General features: G+C 57.4%; 23 protein-coding genes. 17 read left to right on the forward strand and 6 right to left on the reverse strand.

What is annotated here, in order from left to right; genetic code table 11:
* Positions 1-51 precede the first annotated feature (51 nt).
* From iolD to FN806_RS07655, 5 genes are read left to right on the forward strand one after another with little or no spacing between them, the layout of a single operon-like run.
* Entirely contained in the window at positions 52-1,884 is a 1,833-nt protein-coding gene (gene iolD / locus FN806_RS07635; protein ID WP_142635710.1) for a 3D-(3,5/4)-trihydroxycyclohexane-1,2-dione acylhydrolase (decyclizing), read from the forward strand.
* A complete protein-coding gene (gene iolE / locus FN806_RS07640) occupies positions 1,881-2,780 on the forward strand; it encodes a myo-inosose-2 dehydratase (protein ID WP_142635712.1) in 900 nt (299 codons plus the stop codon). The genes iolD and iolE overlap by 4 nt, the downstream gene beginning before the upstream one ends.
* 48 nt (positions 2,781-2,828) lie before the next feature.
* The gene (locus FN806_RS07645; RefSeq protein WP_142635714.1) at positions 2,829-4,010 is read left to right on the forward strand and encodes a phytanoyl-CoA dioxygenase family protein; all 1,182 of its coding nucleotides are present in this window, start codon (positions 2,829-2,831) and stop codon (positions 4,008-4,010) included.
* Between the two features lie 39 nt (positions 4,011-4,049).
* Complete coding sequence (iolB, locus tag FN806_RS07650; protein WP_142635716.1) at positions 4,050-4,856, forward strand: 5-deoxy-glucuronate isomerase; 807 nt, start codon at positions 4,050-4,052, stop codon at positions 4,854-4,856.
* On the forward strand, positions 4,853-5,611 hold the full coding sequence (locus FN806_RS07655; RefSeq protein ID WP_142635718.1) for an SDR family NAD(P)-dependent oxidoreductase: 759 nt from the start codon (positions 4,853-4,855) through the stop codon (positions 5,609-5,611). Before iolB ends, FN806_RS07655 begins: the two co-directional genes overlap by 4 nt.
* Before the next feature lie 49 nt (positions 5,612-5,660).
* Here the strand turns inward: FN806_RS07655 and FN806_RS07660 are convergent, their stop codons facing one another.
* From FN806_RS07660 to iolC, 3 genes are read right to left on the reverse strand one after another with little or no spacing between them, the layout of a single operon-like run.
* The gene (locus FN806_RS07660) at positions 5,661-6,500 is read right to left on the reverse strand and encodes a class II fructose-bisphosphate aldolase (protein ID WP_142635720.1); all 840 of its coding nucleotides are present in this window, start codon (positions 6,498-6,500) and stop codon (positions 5,661-5,663) included.
* Entirely contained in the window at positions 6,497-7,333 is an 837-nt protein-coding gene (locus FN806_RS07665; protein ID WP_142635722.1) for a 5-deoxy-glucuronate isomerase, read from the reverse strand. Before FN806_RS07665 ends, FN806_RS07660 begins: the two co-directional genes overlap by 4 nt.
* A gap of 9 nt (positions 7,334-7,342) precedes the next feature.
* On the reverse strand, positions 7,343-8,311 hold the full coding sequence (gene iolC / locus FN806_RS07670; protein WP_142635968.1) for a 5-dehydro-2-deoxygluconokinase: 969 nt from the start codon (positions 8,309-8,311) through the stop codon (positions 7,343-7,345).
* A gap of 126 nt (positions 8,312-8,437) precedes the next feature.
* Here iolC and FN806_RS07675 point away from each other — a divergent pair, with 126 nt between their 5' ends.
* Both FN806_RS07675 and FN806_RS07680 read left to right on the forward strand, forming a co-directional pair.
* Positions 8,438-9,541, forward strand: a complete 1,104-nt coding sequence (locus FN806_RS07675; protein WP_142635724.1) for a Gfo/Idh/MocA family protein — start codon at positions 8,438-8,440, stop codon at positions 9,539-9,541.
* Positions 9,542-9,578: 37 nt separating this feature from the next.
* On the forward strand, positions 9,579-10,712 hold the full coding sequence (locus tag FN806_RS07680) for a Gfo/Idh/MocA family protein (RefSeq protein WP_142635726.1): 1,134 nt from the start codon (positions 9,579-9,581) through the stop codon (positions 10,710-10,712).
* Here FN806_RS07680 and FN806_RS07685 read toward each other — a convergent pair whose 3' ends face one another.
* On the reverse strand, positions 10,713-11,711 hold the full coding sequence (locus FN806_RS07685; protein ID WP_142635728.1) for a LacI family DNA-binding transcriptional regulator: 999 nt from the start codon (positions 11,709-11,711) through the stop codon (positions 10,713-10,715).
* A gap of 381 nt (positions 11,712-12,092) precedes the next feature.
* Between FN806_RS07685 and FN806_RS07690 the strand changes: the two genes are divergently transcribed.
* The 9 genes from FN806_RS07690 (at position 12,093) to FN806_RS07730 (ending at position 20,610) form a co-directional block, all read left to right on the forward strand.
* Positions 12,093-12,281, forward strand: a complete 189-nt coding sequence (locus FN806_RS07690) for a Flp family type IVb pilin (RefSeq protein ID WP_142635729.1) — start codon at positions 12,093-12,095, stop codon at positions 12,279-12,281.
* Between the two features lie 163 nt (positions 12,282-12,444).
* Complete coding sequence (gene cpaB / locus FN806_RS07695; RefSeq protein WP_142635731.1) at positions 12,445-13,272, forward strand: Flp pilus assembly protein CpaB; 828 nt, start codon at positions 12,445-12,447, stop codon at positions 13,270-13,272.
* A gap of 30 nt (positions 13,273-13,302) precedes the next feature.
* Positions 13,303-14,787 carry a pilus assembly protein TadG-related protein gene (locus FN806_RS07700; protein ID WP_142635733.1) on the forward strand — a complete coding sequence of 495 codons (1,485 nt, stop codon included), beginning with the start codon at positions 13,303-13,305 and terminating at the stop codon, positions 14,785-14,787.
* On the forward strand, positions 14,784-15,275 hold the full coding sequence (locus FN806_RS07705) for a TadE/TadG family type IV pilus assembly protein (RefSeq protein WP_142635735.1): 492 nt from the start codon (positions 14,784-14,786) through the stop codon (positions 15,273-15,275). The genes FN806_RS07700 and FN806_RS07705 overlap by 4 nt, the downstream gene beginning before the upstream one ends.
* Complete coding sequence (locus FN806_RS07710) at positions 15,272-15,910, forward strand: TadE/TadG family type IV pilus assembly protein (protein ID WP_142635737.1); 639 nt, start codon at positions 15,272-15,274, stop codon at positions 15,908-15,910. The genes FN806_RS07705 and FN806_RS07710 overlap by 4 nt, the downstream gene beginning before the upstream one ends.
* A gap of 11 nt (positions 15,911-15,921) precedes the next feature.
* The gene (locus tag FN806_RS07715; RefSeq protein WP_142635739.1) at positions 15,922-17,127 is read left to right on the forward strand and encodes a CpaE/TadZ family protein; all 1,206 of its coding nucleotides are present in this window, start codon (positions 15,922-15,924) and stop codon (positions 17,125-17,127) included.
* Between the two features lie 48 nt (positions 17,128-17,175).
* Entirely contained in the window at positions 17,176-18,573 is a 1,398-nt protein-coding gene (locus tag FN806_RS07720; protein WP_142635741.1) for a TadA family conjugal transfer-associated ATPase, read from the forward strand.
* A gap of 11 nt (positions 18,574-18,584) precedes the next feature.
* The gene (locus FN806_RS07725; RefSeq protein WP_142635743.1) at positions 18,585-19,613 is read left to right on the forward strand and encodes a type II secretion system F family protein; all 1,029 of its coding nucleotides are present in this window, start codon (positions 18,585-18,587) and stop codon (positions 19,611-19,613) included.
* A gap of 13 nt (positions 19,614-19,626) precedes the next feature.
* Positions 19,627-20,610: a type II secretion system F family protein gene (locus FN806_RS07730; RefSeq protein WP_142635745.1), complete on the forward strand. Its 984-nt coding sequence runs from the start codon at positions 19,627-19,629 to the stop codon at positions 20,608-20,610.
* A gap of 13 nt (positions 20,611-20,623) precedes the next feature.
* On the opposite strand, the gene FN806_RS07735 is transcribed toward FN806_RS07730, so the two are convergent.
* Both FN806_RS07735 and FN806_RS07740 read right to left on the reverse strand, forming a co-directional pair.
* Positions 20,624-21,115 (reverse strand): A24 family peptidase, encoded by a 492-nt coding sequence (locus FN806_RS07735; protein WP_142635747.1) that lies wholly within the window; start codon positions 21,113-21,115, stop codon positions 20,624-20,626.
* Positions 21,115-21,960: a helix-turn-helix transcriptional regulator gene (locus FN806_RS07740; RefSeq protein ID WP_246097200.1), complete on the reverse strand. Its 846-nt coding sequence runs from the start codon at positions 21,958-21,960 to the stop codon at positions 21,115-21,117. Before FN806_RS07740 ends, FN806_RS07735 begins: the two co-directional genes overlap by 1 nt.
* Before the next feature lie 781 nt (positions 21,961-22,741).
* On the opposite strand from FN806_RS07740, the gene FN806_RS07745 reads away from it, so the two are divergent.
* Positions 22,742-24,088: a substrate-binding protein gene (locus tag FN806_RS07745; protein ID WP_142635750.1), complete on the forward strand. Its 1,347-nt coding sequence runs from the start codon at positions 22,742-22,744 to the stop codon at positions 24,086-24,088.
* Positions 24,089-24,135: the final 47 nt, after the last annotated feature.

Consider the following 24,135-nt stretch of genomic DNA (forward strand, 5'->3'; position numbering starts at 1 on the left):
TTTCGAAATTGCAGGAATGGCCGAGATGGCCTTGTGTTGAAAGGTATCACTATGGGCAACACAGTCCGACTGACCGCAGCGCAAGCTTTGGTGCGCTATCTGGGCGCGCAGATGAACGAAGCGGGCGAGCCCTTTATCGCCGGTGTCTGGGCCATTTTTGGCCATGGCAATGTGGCCGGGCTGGGCGAAGCGCTGCACGGCGCGAAAGACAGCCTGCCAACCTATCGCGGGCAAAATGAACAGACAATGGCACATTGCGCGATTGCCTATGCCAAGCAGACGCGGCGGATGCGGGCGATGGCGGTGACCTCATCCATTGGACCGGGGGCGACCAATATGGTCACCGCGGCGGCGTTGGCGCATGTGAATAGGTTGCCGGTTCTGATTATCCCCGGAGATGTGTTTGCCACCCGCGGGCCTGACCCTGTGTTGCAACAGATCGAAAGCTTTGGTGATGGTACGGTTAGTGCCAATGACTGTTTTCGCCCGGTCAGCCGGTACTATGATCGCATCTCGCGGCCTGAACATCTGTTGACGGCCTTGCCTCGTGCCTTTCGCACCATGACCGATCCGGCCGATTGCGGGCCTGTGACGTTGGCCTTTTGCCAGGATGTTCAGGCCGAAGCCTATGACTATCCCGAGAGTTTCTTCGAGCCGAGGGTCTGGTATCAGCGCCGCATTCGCCCGGATGAGGCGGAGTTGGCCCGTGCGGTGGCTGCGATCAGATCAGCCAAACGTCCCGTTATCGTTTCCGGAGGTGGCGTGCATTACTCCGGAGCGACGGATGTGCTGCAGAGCTTTGTGGAATCCCACAATATCCCGATCACCGAGACGCAAGCCGGGAAATCGGCGCTGGCCTGGGATCATCCGTTGAACCTTGGCCCGGTTGGTGTAACCGGTGGTGAACCGGCCAACGCCACCTGCGCCGAGGCCGATCTGGTGCTTGCTGTTGGGACGCGGTTGCAGGACTTTACCACCGGGTCCTGGGGGCTGTTTTCCAATCCGAACCGCGAGATGATCTGCCTGAACACAGCCGCCTATGACGCCGAAAAACACGGCGCAATGCCGCTGCAAAGCGATGCGCGTGTCGGGTTAGAGGAACTTGGCGAAGCCTTGCACGGCTACCGGGCCGACCCGGTGGCGGACACGCTGAAGGCAGATTGGTTTGGCAAGGTGGATGCACTGACCGACGCGCCCGGTGATGGAAACGCGTTGCCTACGGATATGCAGGTGGTGGGCGCGGTACAACGCGCCTCGGACAATAACACTGTGGTCATGTGCGCCGCGGGCACCATGCCGGGTGAGCTGCACAAACTGTGGAAAGCGCCGCGCCCCGGTGCCTATCACATGGAATACGGGTTCAGTTGCATGGGCTACGAGATCGCCGGTGCAATGGGGATCAAGATGGCCCAGCCCGATCGCGACGTGATCTGCTTTACCGGTGACGGCACCTATATGATGGCAAACTCGGAAATGGCGACGGCGGCGATGATGGGGGTCTCTTTCACCGTGGTGATCACCGACAATAGGGGCTTTGGCTGCATCAACCGTCTGCAAATGGGCACTGGCGGAGCCGAGTTTAACAATCTGCTGGATCATGCGGTGCACGAAACGCCCTCGGCCATAGACTTCGCTGCGCATGCGGCGGCGATGGGAGCGACCTCGGTCAAGGTGGGCTCGATCGTTGAGCTGGAGCAGGCATTGGCCAAACGTGGCGAGGTCACCGGCCCCTATGTGGTCGTCATAGACACCGATCCGTACCCGTCGACCGAATATGGCGGCACCTGGTGGGAAGTGGCCGTGCCCGAGGTCAGCATCCACCCGGAAGTGAATGAAAAGCGCGCAGCCTATGAGGTTGCCATCAAGGAAAGAAACACGAAATGAGCGTGAAGATCGGCATCTCTCCGATTGCCTGGCAGAACGATGATCTGCCGGACCTGACCGCGGCTTACACGATGGAACAGGCCCTGAAAGAGGCGCGCGAGATCGGCTATACCGGCGTCGAACGCGGTCAGCGGATGCCCGGCGATACCGAAGGTCTGCGCGCCTATCTCGACACCAATGATATCGTCCTGTGTGGCGGTTGGTGTTCTGGGGCTTCTCTGGTTAACGATTTTGCCACCGAGCGCGAGGCCGTGCGCGCGCAGGTCGAACAATTCGTAGCGCTCGACAGCCCGTGCATCGTCTATGCCGAATGTTCGAACACCGTGCAGGGGCAGATCGGGGTCGCGGTTAATGACCGGGTGAAACTATCCCGGGATGAGGTGTTGGCCTATGCCGCCAAAATCACCGAGCTGGCCAAATGGATGGCTGATCAGGGCATGCCGATGGCCTATCACCACCACATGGGCACGATTATCGAAAGCGAAGAGGATGTGAACTGGTTGATGGAAGGGTCGGGCCCCGAGGTTGGCTTGTGCTTTGATACCGGCCACTTGCTGTTTGGTGGGGGCAATGTAATGGCGACGCTCAATCGGTGGGGCGACCGGGTGCGCCATGTGCATTTCAAGGACATCCGCCCGGCCGTTGTCCAGGATGTGCGCGAGAATAACCGCAGTTTCCTGGATGCTGTCGTCGCGGGCGCGTTCACCGTGCCTGGCGATGGTTGCATTGATTTTCAAGCCGTGGCGAATGCGTTGAAATCTATGGGTTATAGCGGCTGGATCGTGGTCGAGGCCGAACAGGACCCCGCCAAGGCCCCACCCCAAGAGTATTCCAAGATGGGTTACGACCACATTGTCGATGTCTGCGCTCAGGCAAGATTGGAGATCACCAACTAACAAACCGCCCCAAGGGGCAACACCAAGGCCATGAAGAAGGAGAAAATCATGGTAAGTCAAAGAATTGGATATGTCGGGTATTTTGACCGGGAATCCTGTGATCTGGACGAATTCAAGGTGTTGACCTCTCGGAAACTGACCTCGGACATGGTTCCGCAGGCCGCGATGATCGAAAAGAACGTCCCCGTCTATGACATGAATGCCCTGCGTCCCGCGCTGGAAGATACAGGGCAACGGCGCGCTTTGATGGCGGAATGGGGCCATGTGCTGAACCAATCCGCCGGGGTGATCGCGCTGAAAGGGGCCTATCAGGATCTGTCGGTGATCGACCGGGCGACCGAGGTTTTTCGGCAGATCATCGACGAGGAACGCCAAAGCGGCGAAGGCGAGGGTGATCATTTTGCCGCCTCGGGTGCGAATGACCGGATCTGGAATGCGCTGCAAAAGCACTGCCTGCGCGATCCGGAAGGTTTCTCAAAATACTTCGGCAACGCTGCTGTTGCCACCGCCGGCGAGGCATGGCTGGGGCCGAACTATCAGGTCACGGCTCAGGTCAATCAGGTCCGCCCCGGCGGTAAGGCACAGCAGGCGCATAGGGACTACCATCTGGGCTTTCAGACCGCTGAAAGCGCTGCCCGGTACCCGGTGCATGCACATCAGCTGACGGCGGCGCTGACCTTGCAGGGGGCAGTGGCACATTGTGACATGCCGGTGGAAAGCGGGCCCACCAAACTGTTGCCGTTTTCACAGCTATATCCAGCCGGATATATTGGCTTTCACGACCCCGCGCACAGGGACCACTTTGAGAAGAGCTATGTTCAGGTGCCGTTGAACAAAGGCGACGCGGTGTTCTTCAACCCCGCACTGTTCCACTCGGCCGGCGAGAACCGCAGCACGGATATCGACCGTATGGCGAACTTGTTGCAGATCTCATCCGCTTTTGGTCGTGCGATGGAGGCCATCGACCGCCGGTCCATGGCGCAGGCCGTACTGCCGTCACTGGTGGCCTTGAAGCGAAGCGGCGAGCTGACTGGGTCCGAGCTGGACGCGGCCATCGCGGCGACTGCCGAAGGCTATCCGTTTCCGACAAATCTGGACACAGATCCCCCGATTGGCGGTAATGCTCCGGAAAGCCAGGCGGATATCTTGCGGCGTGCGGTCGCCGAAGAATGGACGTCAGAGCAACTGACCTCGGCACTTTCGGCGTTGAAAACCCGACAATCCGCCTGACGTTACGAACCGGGCCAGCGCGCCCAGAAAGGAGGCCCCATGGCCAACCTGCTCAGGAAACCACGCGGCCCCTATGGCAAGGTGCATGACATCACCCCTGCCTCTGCGGGATGGCGCTATGTCGGGTTCGGTCTTTACCACCTACGCGCAGGCGACAGGGCGACCGAAGAAACCGGTGACAATGAGGTCATACTGGTCATGGTCGAGGGCAAGGCGCATATCACCGGGGCCGGGCAGGATTGGGGTGTGCTGGGTGACCGCATGGATGTCTTTGAAAAGACGCCGCCGCATTGTCTGTACCTGCCCAACGGAACCGATTGGCAGGCCGTGGCGGAAACCGATTGTGTTGTGGCCGTGTGTTCGGCCCCCGGCACAGGTGGCCACCCGGCGCGACGGATCGGGCCGGGTGGCATCACACTGACCGAACGCGGGAAGGGTGTGAATACCCGCTATATCAACAATATCGCGATGGAGGCCGAAGACGTCGCTGACAGCCTGCTGGTGACCGAGGTCTTCACGCCCAATGGCCACTGGTCCTCCTACCCCAGCCATCGCCATGATGAGGATGACTTTCCTCGCATAACCTACCTGGAAGAGACCTATTACCACCGTCTGAACCCCTCGAACGGGTTCGGCATTCAGCGGGTCTATACCGATGGTGGCGATCTGGACGAGGCTATGGCTGTATCTGATGGCGATGTCGTGATCGTCCCGCGCGGGCATCATCCCTGCGGTGCGCCCTATGGGTTTGAGATGTACTATCTGAACGTCATGGCCGGCCCATTGCGGAAATGGCGCTTTGTTGCCGCCCCGGAAGTTGAATGGATCATGGAGCGTGACGCATGAGCGCGAATTTTGCGAATTACCCCGGTCTTGCGGGAAAAACAGTTTTTATCACCGGCGGGGCCGGGGGGATCGGCGCCGAAACGGTTCGCGCCTTCGCCGCCCAGGGGGCCAGGGTCGGGTTTGTTGATCTGAACGCAGATGCGGGCCAAGCGCTGCTGGCAGAACTGGATGGGCAGCATGCCTTTGCCCAATGCGATTTGCGCGACATTGAGGCATTGCAGGCCGCCTTCGAGCGGCTGGTCGCCGCGCTGGGCGAGGCGGATGTTCTGGTCAACAACGCTGCCCATGACGAACGCCACGACTGGCGCGAGGTAACGCCGGAGTATTGGGATGACCGAATGGCAACCAATATCCGCCATATGTTCTTTGCCATCCAGTCGGTGGCCCCGGGCATGATCGCTAAGGGCAAGGGGGCCATCGTCAACCTAGGCTCGAATTCCTGGTGGGAATGCGGGGCGGGGTTCCCGGCCTATGCCACCGCCAAATCTGCCGTTCATGGCCTGACCCGCACCATGGCGCGCGAGCTGGGCGACCATCGCATCAGGGTGAACACGGTAGTTCCGGGCTGGATCATGACGGAGAGGCAAAAAGAGTTATGGGTGACACCCGAGGCGCTGGCCAAGCAGGTGGATCGTCAATGTCTGCCGGACCCGATTGAGCCGGTCTATGTGGCGCGCATGGTCCTGTTTCTGGCCTCGGACGACGCGGCCATGTGCAGCGCAGGGAACTTCATGGTCGAAGGCGGCTCGATCTGAGGTGATGCCGCTTGGCGATGCGCTCCCGGTCGACTGGTAGCATGACGACCTAGCGCTGCGGCGGGGCGCCAAAGGCACGGATCACGGTGCGGGCAGCAGCCTCAACCGGGTCGTGCGTTTCCTTCAGGATCGTGACGCGGTCAAACCGTTCAGGATCACGATTGACGGCTTCACGCATGGCATTTCCGAATGCCATACGCAGCTCGGTTCCTATGTTGAACTTGCAGATCGAGGTCTCGCGCGCCAGCTTCATACGCTGCTCTACCGGCACACCGGACCCGCCATGAATGACCAAAGGCACTTCGGTCACGGCATCGATTTCGGCGATACGCGCCTCATCCAGGCCACCTTCTTTGTTTTGCTGCAAGTGAACATTGCCAACCGAAATCGCCATCGCGTCGACGCCGCTTTCGCGTGCAAACTTCGCGGCTTCCTCGGGGTCGGTGCCATTTGAGCCTTCGCCACCGGAATACCCCACAAAGCCGATCTCCCCCTCGCATGAAATCCCTGCCGCATGGGCCATTTCGGCAATGGCCGCGGTCTCATCGATGTTTTGCTGCAGTGGCTTGCGCGACCCGTCGAACATCAGCGAGGTAAAGCCGCTGTCCAACGCGATTTTGCAGTCCTCGAACGTGTACCCATGGTCCAGGTGGGCGACGACGGGGACAGAGGCGTTTTCGGCCAGATAGCGGAACATCTTTCCCAGAATGGGCAGGGGTGTGTGCTCGCGACAACTGGGACCGGCCTGCAGGATCAGAGGCGCGTTTTCGGCTTCGGCTGCGGCCACATAGGCGCGCATGTCTTCCCAGCCCAGGGTCACCAGACCACCGACGGCATAGCCCTGATCATAGGCAGGTTGCAGAACGTCTTTCAGTGTGGCGAGGGTCATTTGAATTTTGCAATCATGTCTTTGATGCCCGGTATGGTTTCGATCTGATAGGCATGGGTGGGTTGGAAATACTGGACTAGCGAGCGTTGGGTCAGGCCGCCGAGGATCGTGAAATAATACATCTCATACCCCGGCAGGACGCAGCAGGGGTGATAACCCTTGTCGATACAGACGGTCGATCCGTCCATGATATGATAGGCGTCGCCCGGTTCGTTATCCTCGCGCTGCAGCATCTGCAGGCCAGAGCCCCAGTTGGGTTTGAAACGGAAATTATAGGTCTCGTCATGGCGGGTCTCATCCGGCAGGCGGTTGGTATCGTGTTTGTGGCTGGGAAATCCCGACCAGCCGCCCTGACCCACGGTGAACAGCTCACTCACCAGCAGACGGCCCACCTTGTCATGCTGTTTCTGGCCCAGGATGTGCTTGATCTTGCGGTGGGTTTTGGTGTCGTCGCTGCCGTATTGCACCAGATCGTGCTGGCGGACATCGAACGGGTCCAGCACCTTGTCGTATCTGGCGCCCGCGATGAAGACTTCGGTGTGGTCCGAGGCGCAGACGATCTGTACCTTGGCGCCAACGGGTGCATAAACGCCCTCTGGCTCTCCATCCCAGACATCCTCTCCTCGGTTGCCCAGCATGGCAAATTGCACGCCTTCGACATCCACATCGACCGTACCTGTGGCCGGGACGATGCAGGTCTCATACCCCGGCACTTGATATTCGAACGCCTCGCCCTGTTTCAGTTTGACGATGTTGAAATAGTTCAGGGGCACCATTGGGTCATCGGCATCCACGATGGGTTTGTTCTGGTTCTCATAGGGGGCGATATGCATTGGGATCTCCTATGCCGTGGGGCCGGGATGGGTGGCCAGAAACGTGTCCAGCTGTTCGGTGGTCGGCATTGCAGGCGCGCAGCCGGGTTGAGACACGACGATCGAGGCGCAGGCCGAACCGCGCATCACCGCGTCCTTCAGCGAGTACCCCGCTGCAACCGAGGCCAGTAACCCGGCCATGAAACTGTCACCTGCGCCATTCGGCTTGACGGCAGTCACCGGATAGATGCCTGTCTGAAATTCCTGCCCGTCCATCAGCGTGATGGCGCCTTTTTCACCCATTTTATAGATCACCACGCGGCCTGGTTTGGCCGCCAGTTCCTGCGCCTTGGCAAACCCTTTGTTTATCCCGCCCGCCATGAAACCGAATTCTTCGTCATTGCCTACGATCAGATCACTGGCGTCACCGGCGCGGGACAGGACCTCGGACGCGACTTCGGTTGAGGGCCAACTGTAAGGGCGATAGTCTATGTCAAATATTACGGGCACACCGGCCTTACGGGCCGTGTCGATGGCCCGGAATGTGGCGCTGCGCGAAGGCTCGGCCGCAAAGACGGTTCCGGCCGAGATCACAGCCGAGAAGGAGTTGAAATCGACCTGGTCCATATCCTCTTCGGTGACTTGGAAATCGACTGCGCCATTGCGGTAGATGACATTCTGGAAATCTTCTGTCCGGCTTTCGTAGATTGCCAGCGACATGCGGTATTCGCCCCTTACAACCCGTATGTTGGACGTATCGACGCCGTAATGCGCCAGCCGATTCAGGCAGAACCGCGCGACCGCGTCGTCAGATACCGAGGTGATCAGCGACGCTCGACTGCCCAGCTTGACCAGACCCACGCATATATTTGCCGATGAACCGCCCAGATCGGCCCGGAACGCGTCGGCATCCTCACTTTTCTCGCCGATGGGATCGGCAAACAGGTCCATGCCCGCACGACCCAAGACGCCAAAGCGGTTTCCTTTGATACCGTCCATCAAAGCGGTCAAGTCATTTCCTCCGGCGAAAAGGGTCGGCAAGGTGTGTTGATCCTTGCGTTGAATCGATTCACACGATACTGATTTTGCAACCGGTTGCAAATGATATGTGCGAGGCCGCGGCAGATGCCTGAAATTGGAATTGGAATTGTTGGCGGCGGCTATATGGGCAAGGCCCACTCCGTCGCGATGTCAGCGGTAGGTGCGGTGTTCGACACCGCGCTGCGGCCGCGACTTGAGGTGATCTGTGCCTCGACATCTGCAAGCGCGGAAGTCTATCGCGCCGCCTACGGGTTCCAGCGCGCCGCCGATGACTGGCGCATGTTGGTCGAGGATCCAAAGGTCGAGGCCATTGTGATCGCCTCACCTCAGTCGACACACCGTCAAATCGCTGAGGCGGCGTTTGCCCTTGGTAAACCGGTGCTGTGCGAAAAACCCTTGGGGGCGTCCTTGGACGACAGCCGCGCGATGGTGGCGGCAGCCGAGGCCACAGGTGCAATCAACATGGTTGGGTTCAACTATATCCGCACCCCCGCCAGCCAATATGCGCGTCAGCTTATTGTTGAAGGGGAAATCGGTCAGGTCACATGGTTCCGTGGCGAACATACCGAGGATTTCTATGCCGACCCCGAGGCCCCGGCAACCTGGCGCACAACGGGAATGGCCAATGGAACCATCGGCGATCTTGCTCCGCATATGGTGAATGGTGCGTTGGCGCTGATCGGGCCGATCACTCAGGTTATGGCCGATGTGGAGACGGTGCACCGACATCGCCCCGGCGGCGAAGTTACCAATGATGATCACGCGCAGATGATGTGCCGTTTTGAAAGCGGGGTCATGGGAAACCTCTATTTCAGCCGTGTCGCAACGGGTCGCAAGATGGGCTACGCCTATGAAGTCTCGGGTACCAAAGGTGCGATCCGGTTCGATCAAGAGGATCAGAACGCTCTGTGGCTGTATCGCCGCGAAGGCCCCGAGGCCACGCGCGGGTTCACCAAGATCCTGACCGGCCCCGCGCATCCGGATTACGAACCTTTTTGCCAGGGTCCGGGGCACGGCACAGGTTATCAGGATCAGATCATTATCGAGGCCAAGGATTTCCTGCAGGCCATCCATTCCGGACAGAATACCTGGCCCACCTTCCGCGATGGGCACGAGGTGAACCGCGTTCTGGCGGCTGCATTGGCATCGTCAGACGGGCGGCAATGGACAGATATCAGCGATTTCTGAAAGCTCACCACCCAATTTCCAAAGAGAGACTAAGACCATGACAAAGCTGAAATGGGGCATGATCGGTGGCGGTGAAGGCAGCCAGATTGGCCCCGCGCACCGCCTTGGCGCACAGGCCGATGGGCTGTTTGAGTTCGCTGCCGGAGCGTTGGACCACCGCCCCGGCGTGGGACGTGAATATGCACAGCGTCTGGGCGTTGCAACTGATCGCGCCTATGGCGACTGGCAAGAGATGCTAGCCGGTGAAAAAGACCGTAGCGACCGCATCGATCTGGTTACAATCGCGACACCGAACTCGACCCATTTTGAAATTGCCAAGGCCTATCTCGAGGCGGGTTTTAACGTTCTGTGCGAAAAGCCGATGACGATGACCGTGGAAGAAGGCGAAGAGATCGTGCGCATCGCCGAAGCATCGGGCAAGCTATGCGCCGTGAATTATTGCTATTCGGCTTATCCGATGGTGCGCCAGGCACGTGCAATGGTGAGGGTCGGGGATATCGGCAAGGTGCGTCTGGTCGTGACGAATTTCAGCCACGGCCACCACGGGGATGCCACTGACGCCGACAATCCACGCGTGCGCTGGCGGTATGATCCGGCGATGGCCGGTGTCTCGGGGCAGTTCGCGGATTGCGGTATACACGCGCTGCATATGGCCAGCTTCATTTGCGATGATGAGGTCACGTCGCTGTCCGCCGACATGGCCTCGACCATCTCAAGCCGCGTGCTGGAGGATGATGCCATGGTCAACTTCCGGACAGAGCGTGGCACCGTCGGGCGCTTGTGGACCTCGTCCGTTGCGATCGGGCGCCAACATGGGTTCGACATTCAGGTCTTTGGTGAAACCGGCGGTCTGCGCTGGACCTCGGAACAGCCCAACCAGTTGCTCTATACACCGGTCGGCGGCCGCACACAGATCATTGAAAAGGGCGAAGGTGGCTTGTACGAGGACGCCCAGCGCCTGTCGCGGGTGGCCATCGCACATCCTGAAGGGTTTCCCTTGGCTGTGGCTAACATCTATTGCGATCTGGCCGATGCCATTCGTGGCGAAACCCGCGACGGGTTGCCAGGCGCAGCGGATGGGGTGCGGTCTATCGCAGCGGTCCATGCTGCCGTTGCGTCGGGCAATGAAGACGGAGCCTGGAAGGATGCGCGCCCCCCTATGTTCCGCTGACTAGGCGCGGGGGCGCAGCGTGCCTCTTTCGACTACGCGGCAGGGGAAAATGCGGGCCTCGGGATAACGCTCGGGGTCTTTCAGCATCTCTTCCACCAGATCCACAGACGAGGTGATGATTTGCTTGATCGGTTGGTGGATGGTTGTCAGATTTACGCTTTCCCAACGCGACATCTCCATGTCATTCAGGCCGATAATCCCGATATCCTTGCCCGGTTTCAGCCCGTGATCCGACAGGGCGGACAGCGCACCGACGGACAGAATGTCATCGCCGCAGAAATAGCTTTCGGCTGGTTGACCCTTTAGCAGATCCAGCATTTCCGCGCGCCCCGCCTCAAATGAATAGGCCCCGGCGAAAGAGTATGTCACCTCAAGATCGGAGTGCTTTTCCGCCTCTTCCATAAAGCCCTGATATCGATCCATGGCCGAGGTCGCATCTTTTGGCCCGCCCAAATATCCAACGCGCCGATAACCCCGCGCCTGCAGCTCGCGGGCTGCCATGCGACCACATTCGACATTGTCGATCCCGACGACATGTACCTCTGGTGAGGTCGCCGAGCGCCCGAACGTATGCACAACCGGGACGCCAGCGTCGTGAAAGGCCTTGGCGAAACTTGGCGGCAGGGTCGAAGAGGCCACGATGGCAGCGTCAACAGAATACTGGCGCAGCATCCGAACGGAATTGGCAGGCTCGGTCTCATCGGTCAGGTTCACGATCAACGGGCGCAGACCGCGTTCCTGCAAGGCGCGCGTGAATTGATCGAAGACTTCAAGGAAAATCGGGTTGTGAAAGTTGTTCGAGATCAACCCAATCAGTTTTGTCCGCCCCGTGGTCAGGGACGAGGCCAGGGCGTTTGGGCTGTAACCCAGTTCCGCCGCGGCCTTTTCCACCTTGCTTCGGGTTTTTGCCGAAACCGAGGCACCCTCGGTAAAGGTGCGCGACACGGCAGAGCGCGACACCCCGGCCAGAGCTGCGACGTCTTTTAGGGTGACGCTCATGTTTCGTACCTGCAGAAGAAAGGTGGGATGACAGACATTTTCATGTCGTGATACTAAGCCAGTTAGTCTAGTGGCTGCAATCGGTTGCAAATGATTGCTCGTTTGACGCGGGGCCCGGTTTTTTGACCCCGAGCAGCTTTTCACCAATCGATTCTTTCTGACGGGAGATCAGGTAAATCTGCCGCCGCGCACCGTAAATCGGTCCGCGATTTGACACATTTCAGCCCAAAATGATCGAAAATTCGCCCTAAGCGGGAATTTCTTTTCGTTTGTGGGGAGGTTTCGGCACCGCCTCATCGGTAACGATTTAGTTAACGGGGGTGTGTTCCTCGTGTCAGTGCGGGATTTCGCACTTTGGTAAAACAGTCTGGAGTTCAAGTAATGTTGAATGGAATTCGCAAAGTATTTCTGAAGCTACGCAAAGACGAGCGCGGCGCAACCCTTGTTGAATATGGCATCGCGCTGTTTGTTGCGATTGTCGTCGGCGGGACAATTCTGACCAATTTGGCTGGCACGACCAGCAGCAACTTTAGTGATGCAAACTCGTCAGCCAAGCGGACAACGCCTTAAGCTGCGCGCCAATTTCCTAAGTGAAAAAAACCTGACTTCCCATTCGCAAGCGTGGGGCGTCAGTTTCCTACCAGACCACCTTTGATTTGCATAAGCGGTCTGTTTGGCCATTCAGGCCCAATTAAGTAATTATCCTGAGTTTTCCCGGGAATTGGAGGATACCATGCGTATTAAATCATTTTTGATGACTTTCCTGGGAATAGGTTTGGCGGGTGGCGCAGTCATTCTGGCACAGGATCAGATCCGACGGAATCAGTCAGCGGGTGAACCAACCATAGTTCGTGTTGTGGCCGTGGCCGAAGATATCGCGTTCGGAACGCCGATCGAAGGGCACAAGCTGACGACCATTGATTGGCCTACTGCATCTGTGCCTGCAGGTGTTTTTACAAGTTTTGATGATGTCCTGCCTGCCGCCGGCATAGAACCTCGCCGGGCCAAGCGCGCTTTGGCGCAGGGTGAAATTCTTTTGACCTCGAAAGTTTCCGATTTTGGTGAAAAAGTGACAATCGTTCAGACGATTGGCGAGAATAACCGCGCGATGGCGATCAATGTCGACGCGCAGACAGGGGTAGGCGGATTTGTTACGCCTGGCGACTTTGTCGACATTGTTCTGACCCGCGGCACCAATGATACACTGCGTGCAGTGACGATCCTGCAGAATATCCGGGTCATCGGCGTGGACCAAACCGCGGATGAAGAGCTTGACCAACCCGGCATTGCCCGCACGGTTACGATCGAGGTCACCCCGGATGAAGGTCAGAAGTTGGCTCTGGCGCAGAAGGCTGGGCAGCTCAGCCTGTCTCTGCGGTCTCTGCAAACAGAAGAGGATAAGCCGCTGGAAGCGGTTCGCCTCAGCGACATCCTCCTTGAAAAATCACCGCTAGAAGAGGGCACGCCCAGGCCGATTGTGAAAGTTCGCCGTGGGGCAACCGACGTTCAGGAAATTCAGGTCTTTGGGAACACCAGTGCAACAACTGAGCCGGTGAACTGAGGTCAGGTTGGTCTTTCGAGGGAGGTTGATATGACTTCGCTACGCAAAATCAGGGACAAAGAAGACGGCACAATTCTGGTTTTTGTCGGCATGTTCATGGTCGTCATGATCGGAATGGCTGCACTGACTTTTGATCTGGGGCGTATCGCCTCTACCCAAACTGACATGCAAGCCTATACCGACCACGTGGCGCTTGCCGCCGCAGGAGAGCTGGATGGCAATGCTGACGCCATTACACGTGCAACAGCTGCGGCATCCGGCATGATCGACGACGAACAGTTTTTCGCTGATGGCAGCCAAAGCCTTGGAACTTCTGCGGATTTTTCGCTTCGTTTTCTGACCGGATTGCCTACTCCGGGGGCAGACCCAGACGATAACGACTCGGTTACGCCCTTTGTGACGACAGACCCGGCGCGTGCTGTCTTGGTCGAGGTGACCGCGACACCACGGACTGTTTTCCTGCCTTTTGGCCGATCGCTGGCCAGCTTGCTGGGCGTCGCCAGCCCGTCCGGAGAGGTGAATTCAGTCTCGATCGCTGGGTATTCAGCATATGCCTGTGACGTAACGCCGTTGATGTTCTGCATCCCGTCGGGCTGGACCTCCAGCGCCAATATCGGCGCTTCCATCAAATTGCGTACTGGCGGCAACAACTCGGCCTGGGGGCCGGGGAATTTCGGATTTCTGGATCCAACGGATATCGGGATCAATCCAAACGGGCCATGCGCCGGTCTGACTGGTTCAAAGCTGTATATCTGCCTCATTGCTGCGAATGGGAACCTGACCAAATGCGTGTCTCAGCGCGGTGTCGACACCGAACCCGGTCAGCGGAACGGGATTGGCAGCGCGATCTACAATTCGCGGTTCGATATGTTCCAGGCGACCATGAACCAACTGAAGAACGATCCAGACTATGCACCGGGCCCAAATGTGATCTCGGGCTGGGACCATACTGGTGGGGGATGTTTGAACAACAATCCGACCCTGTCGACCAATACTATTCCAATGCCGCCGGATGATTGCTTTGACCCGGTGAGTGGTCTTTGCAATGGCAGCCGTTTTGGCGATGGCAACTGGACGTCAGGGCAAGCAGCTTACAACCTTATGAATTATGGCGTTGGACCGGACGGTACGCTGACACCGCATGCGCAGGGTGCACCGACAGGAAACACCCGGTATCAGGTATATCTGGACGAGGTCAGCCGGGCCGGGTCAGGCGATATCGTCACCGGACGGGACGAGACCGGCCGCGCCCAATGTTCAAGCCAGCCCAGCACCGACCCCGACCGCCGGACATTTATCGCCGCAGCGATTGACTGCACCGCGAACCCGGTTTCCGGGCGGGCCACCGATGTGCCGGTGAAGGAGTTCGTAAAAGTCTTTCTGTTTCAGCCGCTTGAAGAATCCACAGGCTCGGATTTCGACATCTTCGTCGAGGTGGTCAAACAGGTTGGCGGCGGAGTTGGCGGCAGTGCCGTTGATGGCATTTTCCGCGATGTTGTGAGGCTGTACCGATGAAGCCGCTGGGTCGCTTCCTCTCACGCTTTCGGCGCTGCGAGTCTGGCGCGCCGATGGTCGAGTTCGCCATGGTTCTGCCGGTTATCTTGCTGTTCTTTGTTGTGATCATCGAGGGCAGCCGGATCACCTGGATACATCAGGCGACATCTGCCGGCGTACGGGATGCGTCGCGCATGATCGCTCGCATCGCACCGCTGGATCTATGCAGCGCGGGAGGCGTCGCAAGCTATGATGCAATGGCCACAGATATTGTCGCCAACCGACTGGGCGGTGGGGCGCATTTGCCGGTCGGAACAACGCTGGTGGATGTAACCCCGACCTGCATCTCGCGGTCTGGCAGCTATCGTATTGACCCGACCTCAGTGGTCGAAGTGACCGCGAAAATCCAGATTGATTTTATCCTAGGCAATGTTCTGGGCCTGTTCGGCGGGGCTGTTAGCACGCTTGACACGGTGATTTCGGATCAGAGCCGGGTGTTCGGCGTATGACCCGGGTGTCGCATATCCTGCGGACCTTCCGGCGTCAGGAGCGTGGCGCCGCCCTGGTCGAATTGGGGATGGTCATTCCACTGTTCCTGTTGCTGATGTTCGGCATTGTGGATTATGGCCGGTTGTTCTGGTCGACAACCATGGCGCAGAAGGCGATGCAAAAAGCATCCAGGCTGGCAACTCTTGGGCCTCCGCTTTGCGGTGCGTTGCCGACCGAGCACACGCTGGCAAGCGGCGCTCCTACAAGTACGAAATTTGGGGTGCTCTGCCGCAGTGGCAATGTCTGTGCCGTGCCTGCCCTGCCTGCGCCCTGCCCTTTGAATACCGCGACGGATTACGGCGCACGTGTCTGGAATGATATCCGCATGTTGCTGCCACCGGGAACGACTGCCGCCAACGTACAGATCGGATATTCGCATGACGCGCGCCTTGGATTTTTAGGGGGGCCATATACGCCGGTCGTTACCGCCGAACTTGTTAACGTAAACTTTAACTTCATGATGCCAATCGCCGGTCTGGCCGCTCTTGCGTCGAACGGCACAACACCTGCGTCAAATACCCCCAACAGTATTTCTCTTCCCGCGATGAGCACATCGGTTCCCGCCGAAGATCTGGCGGCCGGGGCGAGTGAGTAAGGAGAAACATAATGAGTGCCAAGCAGATTTCAGTATTGTTGATTTCACCGGACGAGCAGATTTACTCGGCCATCGAAGGCTCTTTGCGGGGGCAGGCGAACTGCCGGTTCACCGGTCGTCAGGACACCGTTGCGGGGGTAAACGGCTCTGCGATCTCGCTGACTGCAGAGCATGATGTTGTTCTGTTCGATGTGGATGAGAATTCCGGGGACCTACTGCAAACCGCACGGAAAATCTGTGATGCCCGTATGCCAAATGCGATCATCATTGCGTTGGCCCACGAGGATCTGCCCTTGGAAAAGGCGCGCCAGCTGAAAAAGCTTGGTGTCGACGACGTTCTTCCGAGAAAGTGGATCGACGAGGAAATTGTGCCGCAGGTGGACGCAATCCGGGCCCGCCGTCAGGCGCAGTTGCCGGCCGTGTGGGGCGGTCAGGCAACCCTGGGCAAAGTAATCGCCGTGGCGAAATCCCGTGGTGGGGTTGGATCGTCTATCGTCGCTGCCAATCTGGCCAACGAGCTACAGGCCAAGGAAGGGTTCTTCAAGAAGAAAGCCGCCAACGAAGTCGCGGTTGTCGATTTGGATTTTCAGTTCGGATCTATTGCCGCCCTGATGGATGTTGAGGAAAGTGACGCCATGTGGCGGATGGCGATGGATGAGAGCATTCCCGATGGCGCCTTTCTGGAACAGGCCATGACCAAATCCCCCTGTGGGGTTGATGTTCTGGCTGCACCGTCGCGCTTTGGTCCTCTCAGTGCCATTAATGAAGAACAGATCTCGGCCATTTTGGACAGCCTTAAGCGCAGCCATGATTATGTGATTATTGATCTGCCGCGAGCTCTGGTCGAGTGGATCACGCCGGTGTTGTCGCAAGCCGACCGGCTGCTTTTGGTAACGGATGTCGCAGTGCCTTCGATCCGGTCAGCGCGGAAATTGATGGATTTCTATCACGCCGAAAACCCGGCCTTGGAAATCCAGCTGGTTGCGAGCCTGGAAAAGAAACCCCTGATCCCGGCCGCGCACCACCGCGCAGCGGCAAAGCTGTTGGAACAGGATTTCGCCCACTGGATCCCCAAGGATGAGCGAACCGTTCGTGAATGCGTGGATCGGGGCGTACCTCTGCAAGAGGTCTCAAACCGGGCGCCTCTGACACGGGCCATCCGCCGCATCGCGCAGGAAACCACAGTTTCTCTGCCGCCACGCGTGGGCAAACAGTAAATCGAAGTCCGAAGATGTGAAGATCAGTTAAGTAAAAGGTAAAGCAGAATGTTTCGTGAATTTGACAGAACGGGTCGCACAACATCCCAATCCCCAAAAGTTGTGCCGTTGGACACGAAACAGCCGAACGGAAATGTTGCTGATATCGAGGTCAAGAACGCCGAACGCCGTGCCATGGAGCGCGAGCGCGAGATGGACCGTATCGACCTCAAGGCCCGGATGCACAACTCGTTGCTTGATAAGCTGAATCTGGCTGTGATCGACAAGGTCGAAGAAGACACATTGCGGGGCGAAATCGGCAAACACGCAACTGATCTGTTGCGGTCCGAGGGCCGGGCCATGCGGTCTGAGGAAATCAAGCTTTTGGTCGAAGAACTGATGCACGAGGTGCTTGGGCTTGGGCCACTGGAGCCTTTGCTGGCCGACCCTTCGATCAACGATATTCTGGTGAACGGTCACAAGCAGATTTTCGTCGAACGTTCAGGTATTCTGGAAAAAACCTCGGCGCGTTTTCGGGATGAACGTCATTTGCTTCGGATCATCGACAAGATTGTCAGTCGTGTCGGCCGTCGTATTGATGAACGCCAACCCTGGGTGGATGCGCGGCTTGAGGATGGCAGCCGTGTAAACGCGATCATTCGGCCCTGCGCGCTGGACGGGCCGGCCTTGTCGATCCGTAAATTCGCGCGCGTACCGCTGACGATGGAGCGGTTGGTTAAGAACGATGCATTGAATGACAGTGCTGCGGCGTTGTTGCGCGGTCTGGTCGAGGCAAAGATGAATGTCCTGATTTCCGGAGGAACCGGATCAGGTAAAACGACAATGCTGAATGCCCTGTCTTCCTATATCGGCGGCAACGAACGGGTCGTGACCATCGAAGACGCTGCTGAACTGCAACTGCAGCAGGAACATGTTCTCCGCATGGAGACCCGCCCAGCCGGTTTGGACGGGACCGGCGCTGTGGCCCAGCGTGATCTTGTCCGCAACGCGCTGCGGATGCGCCCTGACCGTATTGTGGTCGGCGAGGTGCGCGGATCAGAGGCCTTCGACATGCTGCAGGCGATGAATACCGGCCATGACGGTTCGATGACGACCGTTCATGCCAACAGTCCACGCGATGCGCTGTCTCGGGTCGAACAGATGGTACAGATGGGCGGGATGGAGCTGCCGCATTCGGCGATCCGGGCCACCATCGCTTCGGCCATCCACTTTGTGCTTCAGTTGAACCGACTGTCAGACGGGACGCGCCGGGTTACTTCGATCTCGGAAGTGACTGGAATGGAAGGCGACATCATCACCATGCAGGACATCTTTGTTTTCAAGCGCGAAGGCAAGGATGAAGACGGCAAGGTTCTGGGCCGGTTCATGCCCACGGGAATTCGGCCAAAATCCAGTGATGCACTGGCGGCTGCCGGGGTCGACCTGTCCACCGTCAAGTTCAACTAAGGAGGTCCGGGATGTTCGAGAAAATCAGGTCATATCTGGCCAATCTGAACATCAACAACCTGATCGGCCCGGAAATGGAAGTTGCCGGGTTCGATGTCAGGTTTGTTCTGGCGCTTGCGGTTTTCCTGGGTGCGCTGATTGCTTTTGAAGGGCTGCGTCAGTTTATGCGGCGTGGCGAAAACCGCGAAGAGGCGATCAACCGCCGAATTCAGATGCTGTCCGAGGGGAAGTCGGGTGAGGATGTCCTCAGCCTGTTGAAACCGCAGGAAGCCAAGCCACTGTTGCGGAGTTTCCCGCTGGTGGGGGATTTGCCTCTGGCGTTGAAGGTTTCGGGCCTGAACATGGTTCCCGAAATGTTTCTGGCCGGTTGTGGCGCAGCCTTTCTGATCTCGGCCATTGGTGGGTCTATGGTGGCTGATCCATTGAAAGTGGTCCCCACCTGCGCCCTTGTTTTCTTGATTGCGCCACTGGTTGCGTTGGGGGTGACGTTGCGCAAGCGCAAGGCGGCGTTGATCAAGCAGTTGCCCGATGCGCTGGACCTGATGTCCCGTGGATTGAAGGTGGGGCACCCACTGAACACAACCTTACAAAGTGTCGCCGAAGAAATGCCTGACCCAATTGGAACTGAGTTTGGGCTGGTCGTTGATCAGGTCTCTTATGGCGAAGAACTGACGACTGCGATCAAAAGCATGGCTGACCGCATCGATGAAGAAGATATCCAGTATCTAGCTGTTGCGCTGATGATGCAGCACGGCACAGGTGGTGACCTGGCCGGCATCTTGCGCACGCTGGCCCGCGTGATCCGAGCGCGAATGTCATTGCGTCGCAAGGTCAAGGCCATCTCGGCCGAAGGCCGCATGACGGCTTATATCCTGTCATCCATTCCCGTTGGCATTGCCGTGTTCATGACCATCATGACGCCGACATATTATGGCGATGTCGCGGACTCTCCGGCCTTTGTGCCAGTCATGAGCGTTATCGCAGTGACCATCGTCCTGAACGCGATTGTGATGTTCAAGCTTGTGAATTTCCGGATTTGAAGAGGCGTATTCGATGGAGTATTTGAGTTCGATTTTTGATAGCGAATTATCAACGCAGATCCTGGTTCTGGGTTGTGTGCTGATAGGTGCGGTCGTAGCGTTTCTTGGTATCTCGTCCTCGCTTAGCGAACGGTCCACAGCCGCAGAGCGCATGGTGTCAAGCCGACCACGTCAGGCTTTGTCACGGGCAGTTCCTGAAAAAGTCGAGGGCGAAGCGCCGACAGGGTTGAGTGCGGCCCTGATACCCAGCGATGCCAGTGTACGTTTCGAAGTTGGGCAGGTGTTGGCGCGTTCCGGATTTCGCAGCAAAAACGCAATCGTGAATTTCTATCTTATCCGTTTGGGGCTGGCGACGTTCCTGCCGCTGGCCTTCCTCTTCCTGATGTCCTGGCAACCGGCAAACAACTTGGGTGCGCGGATCGCGGAATATACGTCCAGCCTGAACGCGTTCGAGATTATCCGGAATGTCGGCGTATTGTGCGGGATCGGGTATCTCATACCGCAGTTATGGATGGGCGCCCGGATCAAAGAGCGCAAGCGTCTGATGGAAAATGCGTTTCCGAACATGCTGGATCTGCTTCAGATCGGTATCGAGGCTGGCCTCGGTTTTGATCAGGCCTTACTGAAAGTGGCGGTCGAAATGCAGCTTGTCGCGCCGGAAATGTCCGAAGAGATGCTGATTGCGCTTTCCGAGATTCAGGCAGGGCGTGACCGAGATACCGCGCTGATGCGTATGGCGCGTCGAACAGGTATCGAGGAAATGAGCTCATTCGTAAGCGTTGTGCTGCAATCGACCCGGTTTGGCGTTCCCCTGGCTGCGGCTTTGAACACCTATGCCGAAGAAATGCGTGAACTGCGCGAGGTGCGGGCACAGGAAAAGGCCAACAAGTTGCCTGTCCAAATGTCGGCGGTTATGGCCAGTTTTATGCTGCCTGCAATCGCCGGGCTGATCCTGGCCCCGATCGTGATCCGCTATATGGATGCGTTTGGCCCCTAAGGCGCTGACATGGTCAGAACCAAAGCGCTGTAGCCGACCAGATTGCAAGGATCACCCCGGATGATCCGATAGCGATTCCAAGAGGAAATTCGCGCGACTGGGCGGTCGACTTGATATGCGGGGAAGTTTGTCGGGCGAGACGCCGAAACAGCGACATTCCGATCAGCCCCGCTGCCATGCAGCCTGCCAGTATTAGCAGATAGGTCGATACGACCGGGACCGGAATTGCGGCAAATACGATTGGCAATATCTTGGCGTCGCCACCGCCCAGCCAACCCGCTGCAAACAGACCGAAACAAATCGCAAAACACGCTGCGGCCACAAGAAGGCGCAGCAGCAGTTGGTTCCAATCCGGAAACGGCGCGGTCACAAGCACGACTGCACCGCCCAGCAGGCAGTACAGGTTAGGGATGCGCATTTGGGTGAAATCCGTCCAGGCGATCATTACGAACAGCGGTGTGAATACCCACAATGTCAGCCAGGACTGCCAGTCCAGTTCTGGCATCAGGCACGTGCCTGGCCAGGTTTCCCAAAAAGGGCCTCGCGCTCTTCTACCGATACCAAGCGCCGGGCCAGCATGTGGAAGGTGTCCAGCGCCGTTTTTGAATAGATATGCTTGAGATGCGTGCGAACTGTCGCTGGTCCGATCTCAAGTTCGGCACCAATGGACTGAGGCGACAGCCCGCGTGAAACAAGAACGCAAACACGCCATTCGGCACGGGTCAGGCCCGTAGGGTTCTCGGTGCTGAGAATAGGTGCTTCACTGTATGATTTTCTGAGTGCGGTGACTGATTGCCGAGACAATGATTCAGTGATCAGTCCGGCTCGGCGGGCCTGATAGGTCTCGGATAGTTGCGGAGCCACCTGTTCAATCGCTTCGCGGTAACCGGGTTCGGAACTCTGCCCGAAATGAAGTTCCAGAAAGTCGATTTCGCCGCCGTTATGGTCCAGGCATATGAACAGAATGTCATCCAGCTTGCGGTGCGACATCCAATCTAACAAAACTGCGGAGATATCACTGGGGTCTGCCCCGTCATCTCGCAGACTAAACACCGAGGCGCGTTTTGGTTTGTTCCGAAACGGGCCGAGGGCGTCGTTGGCGAAAGAATGAAACAATGGTCTTTGGAATTTTGGATCCCGTGTGTCAGCCCGTGCGGCAACACGATGGGCCCCTTTGTTCAGCCACACACGGCTGATGACAGCACAATCGGCGCCAAATGCTTTGACGATACCTTCAAGCGCGGCATCAAGAACGACGCCTGCCTGGCTCCAATGAATGAAATTAATGATGGCTCTGGCATGAAGCGCGTTTGGCAACCACGCAGCGCTCTGAGCATTCCCCCGGACCATAGATAACAACCTGTACTCGAACAAACATAAACGCGCATTTGCAATATAAGAGTGCGCAACCTCCTACCGATTCTTTACATTCCTATAGTTCTATATAATCGTCTAAAACTCATCTAAAAAATCATTAACCTAATTATGTACGATCAATTCGTCGCGTTTCAGTAAACAAACTGCACAAAATCCGCGGACTATTTCTTTGACCTATTCGCGGAATGCGGGGTGAAGCGTAGTGGTTTATGCCTTTTTTGTAAGGTTATTGCGCTTGTTTGGTCGTCGGTTGGTCGGGCGGTTGCCTGTATTCACCGATGCAGCCGTGGAGGGATTAACCGTTTTTCAATTTGTCACAATTCTTGATTTGCACGATGCTTCGGGTTTGAGAACCCAGGTTCAAACGGCTTGATCTCCAGGGGAAGTCAGCTCGTCCCGGTGACCATCTGAGCTGTATCATACGGCCCGGGCTCTCCTTTAGATTTAGCAACAACTTCTTGTAGATTTAGCAACAACTTCTTGCTTGCCGAGCAGAGCGGCACTGCCTGCATGGCGATCACCGGCATGTTTTCAAATAATACCTTTTAATTTCAATTCTTAAGAAGCATAAGATGTTTAAGAATTTACAAGAATCCGCACCTAGGTGTTCATTTGTTTACATAACATAGCTGCTTTTTGAATAGGTTATTGAGAAATTTTCAGAACCCCCGCCATACTCGCGGTGCGTAAACCTGCGCAATCGTTTGCTGGAAGAGGAGCCAACAGACGTAAAACAGGGAACTGGGAGGAATGAATGACTAATAAATCTGTCACACGCCGCGGCGTGCTGAAGTCTGGTGCTGTTGCCGGTACCGGTCTGGCCCTACCTACGATTTTTACCGCATCGTCGGCTGCTGCATATACTAACGAACCTTCTGGGTCGTCTGTCACATTGGGTTTCAATGTTCCGCAGACCGGGCCTTATGCAGAAGAGGGTAATGATGAACTGCTGGCACAGCAGCTTGCAGTCGAGCATCTGAATGGTGAGGGCGATGGCGGTTGCCTGAACACCTTTACGTCCAAGGCCCTGAAAGGGAACGGGATTCTTGGTAAAAAGGTCGGGTTCGTAACCGGCGACACCCAGACCAAATCGGACGCCGCACGCGCATCGGCCAAGTCGATGATCGAAAAAGACGGTGCGATCATGATCAACGGCGGCTCGTCCTCGGGCGTGGCTGTCGCAGTTCAGGGTCTGTGTCAGGAAGCGGGCGTGATCTTCATGGCTGGCCTGACCCATGCCAACGACACGACCGGTAAGGACAAGAAGGCGAACGGTTTCCGCCATTTCTTCAATGCTTACATGTCGGGCGCTGCTCTGGCGCCGGTTCTTGCTGCCGAAATGGGCAGTGAACGCCGGGCCTATCATCTGACCGCTGACTACAACTGGGGCTGGACTCAGGAAGAGTCGATTGTGGCCTCGACCGAAGCCCTGGGATGGGAAACGGTCAACACGGTCAAAACACCGCTCGCGTCGACGGACTTCTCGTCCTATATCGCGCCGGTTCTGAACTCGGGCGCGGATGTGCTGGTTCTGAACCACTATGGCGGTAACATGGTGAACTCGTTGACCAATGCGATTCAGTTCGGCCTGCTCGACAAGGTGGCCAACGGCAAAGACTTTAAGATTGTCGTGCCGCTGTATTCCGAATTGATGGCTGCTGGTGCTGGCGAGAACATCAAGGGCGTGCTGGGTTCGATGAACTGGAACTGGCAGCTGCAAGACGAAGGCACCAAGGCCTTTGTGAAGTCCTTTGGTGAGAAATACGGCAAGCCGCCGTCCAATTCGGCTCAGACCTGCTATGCACAGGTTCTGCTCTATGCAGATGCGTGCGAACGAGCGGGTACCTTCAACCCCTGTGGTGTCGCCGAAGCGCTGGAAGATTTCGAGTTCGACGGTCTGGGCAACGGGCCGACCTGGTATCGTGGTGCAGATCATCAGTGCTTTAAGGATGTGCTGGTGGTGCGGGGCAACGAGAACCCGACCAACGCCTATGACACGCTGGAGATCGTCGAGATCACCCCACGCGCGCAGGTCGAATACGATCCCGAGCACCCGATGTTTGCCGGTGGCGAACTGGGTAAATGCAATCCGGGCGCGTAACACAAGCGCGAGAATTTTCGACGAAAATTCTCTGACCTAGAAAACGG

The sequence above is a fragment of the Ruegeria faecimaris genome (assembly GCF_900182615.1).
In the GTDB taxonomy this organism is placed as follows: Bacteria; Pseudomonadota; Alphaproteobacteria; order Rhodobacterales; family Rhodobacteraceae; genus Ruegeria; species Ruegeria faecimaris.

Excerpts from the sequence above, each read along its gene's own strand:
- FN806_RS07655 (WP_142635718.1), top strand. The coding sequence starts at position 4,853 with ATGAGCGCGAATTTTGCGAATTACCCCGGTCTTGCGGGAAAAACAGTT.
- FN806_RS07665 (WP_142635722.1), bottom strand. The coding sequence starts at position 7,333 with ATGCATATCGCCCCCTATGAGAACCAGAACAAACCCATCGTGGATGCC.
- FN806_RS07660 (WP_142635720.1), bottom strand. The coding sequence starts at position 6,500 with ATGACCCTCGCCACACTGAAAGACGTTCTGCAACCTGCCTATGATCAG.
- FN806_RS07715 (WP_142635739.1), top strand. The coding sequence starts at position 15,922 with ATGAGTGCCAAGCAGATTTCAGTATTGTTGATTTCACCGGACGAGCAG.
- iolE (WP_142635712.1), top strand. The coding sequence starts at position 1,881 with ATGAGCGTGAAGATCGGCATCTCTCCGATTGCCTGGCAGAACGATGAT.
- FN806_RS07685 (WP_142635728.1), bottom strand. The coding sequence starts at position 11,711 with ATGAGCGTCACCCTAAAAGACGTCGCAGCTCTGGCCGGGGTGTCGCGC.
- iolD (WP_142635710.1), top strand. The coding sequence starts at position 52 with ATGGGCAACACAGTCCGACTGACCGCAGCGCAAGCTTTGGTGCGCTAT.
- FN806_RS07690 (WP_142635729.1), top strand. The coding sequence starts at position 12,093 with ATGTTGAATGGAATTCGCAAAGTATTTCTGAAGCTACGCAAAGACGAG.
- cpaB (WP_142635731.1), top strand. The coding sequence starts at position 12,445 with ATGCGTATTAAATCATTTTTGATGACTTTCCTGGGAATAGGTTTGGCG.
- FN806_RS07720 (WP_142635741.1), top strand. The coding sequence starts at position 17,176 with ATGTTTCGTGAATTTGACAGAACGGGTCGCACAACATCCCAATCCCCA.
- FN806_RS07735 (WP_142635747.1), bottom strand. The coding sequence starts at position 21,115 with ATGCCAGAACTGGACTGGCAGTCCTGGCTGACATTGTGGGTATTCACA.
- FN806_RS07725 (WP_142635743.1), top strand. The coding sequence starts at position 18,585 with ATGTTCGAGAAAATCAGGTCATATCTGGCCAATCTGAACATCAACAAC.
- FN806_RS07740 (WP_246097200.1), bottom strand. The coding sequence starts at position 21,960 with ATGGTCCGGGGGAATGCTCAGAGCGCTGCGTGGTTGCCAAACGCGCTT.
- FN806_RS07710 (WP_142635737.1), top strand. The coding sequence starts at position 15,272 with ATGACCCGGGTGTCGCATATCCTGCGGACCTTCCGGCGTCAGGAGCGT.
- FN806_RS07745 (WP_142635750.1), top strand. The coding sequence starts at position 22,742 with ATGACTAATAAATCTGTCACACGCCGCGGCGTGCTGAAGTCTGGTGCT.
- iolB (WP_142635716.1), top strand. The coding sequence starts at position 4,050 with ATGGCCAACCTGCTCAGGAAACCACGCGGCCCCTATGGCAAGGTGCAT.
- FN806_RS07730 (WP_142635745.1), top strand. The coding sequence starts at position 19,627 with ATGGAGTATTTGAGTTCGATTTTTGATAGCGAATTATCAACGCAGATC.
- iolC (WP_142635968.1), bottom strand. The coding sequence starts at position 8,311 with ATGGACGGTATCAAAGGAAACCGCTTTGGCGTCTTGGGTCGTGCGGGC.
- FN806_RS07675 (WP_142635724.1), top strand. The coding sequence starts at position 8,438 with ATGCCTGAAATTGGAATTGGAATTGTTGGCGGCGGCTATATGGGCAAG.
- FN806_RS07680 (WP_142635726.1), top strand. The coding sequence starts at position 9,579 with ATGACAAAGCTGAAATGGGGCATGATCGGTGGCGGTGAAGGCAGCCAG.
- FN806_RS07645 (WP_142635714.1), top strand. The coding sequence starts at position 2,829 with ATGGTAAGTCAAAGAATTGGATATGTCGGGTATTTTGACCGGGAATCC.
- FN806_RS07705 (WP_142635735.1), top strand. The coding sequence starts at position 14,784 with ATGAAGCCGCTGGGTCGCTTCCTCTCACGCTTTCGGCGCTGCGAGTCT.
- FN806_RS07700 (WP_142635733.1), top strand. The coding sequence starts at position 13,303 with ATGACTTCGCTACGCAAAATCAGGGACAAAGAAGACGGCACAATTCTG.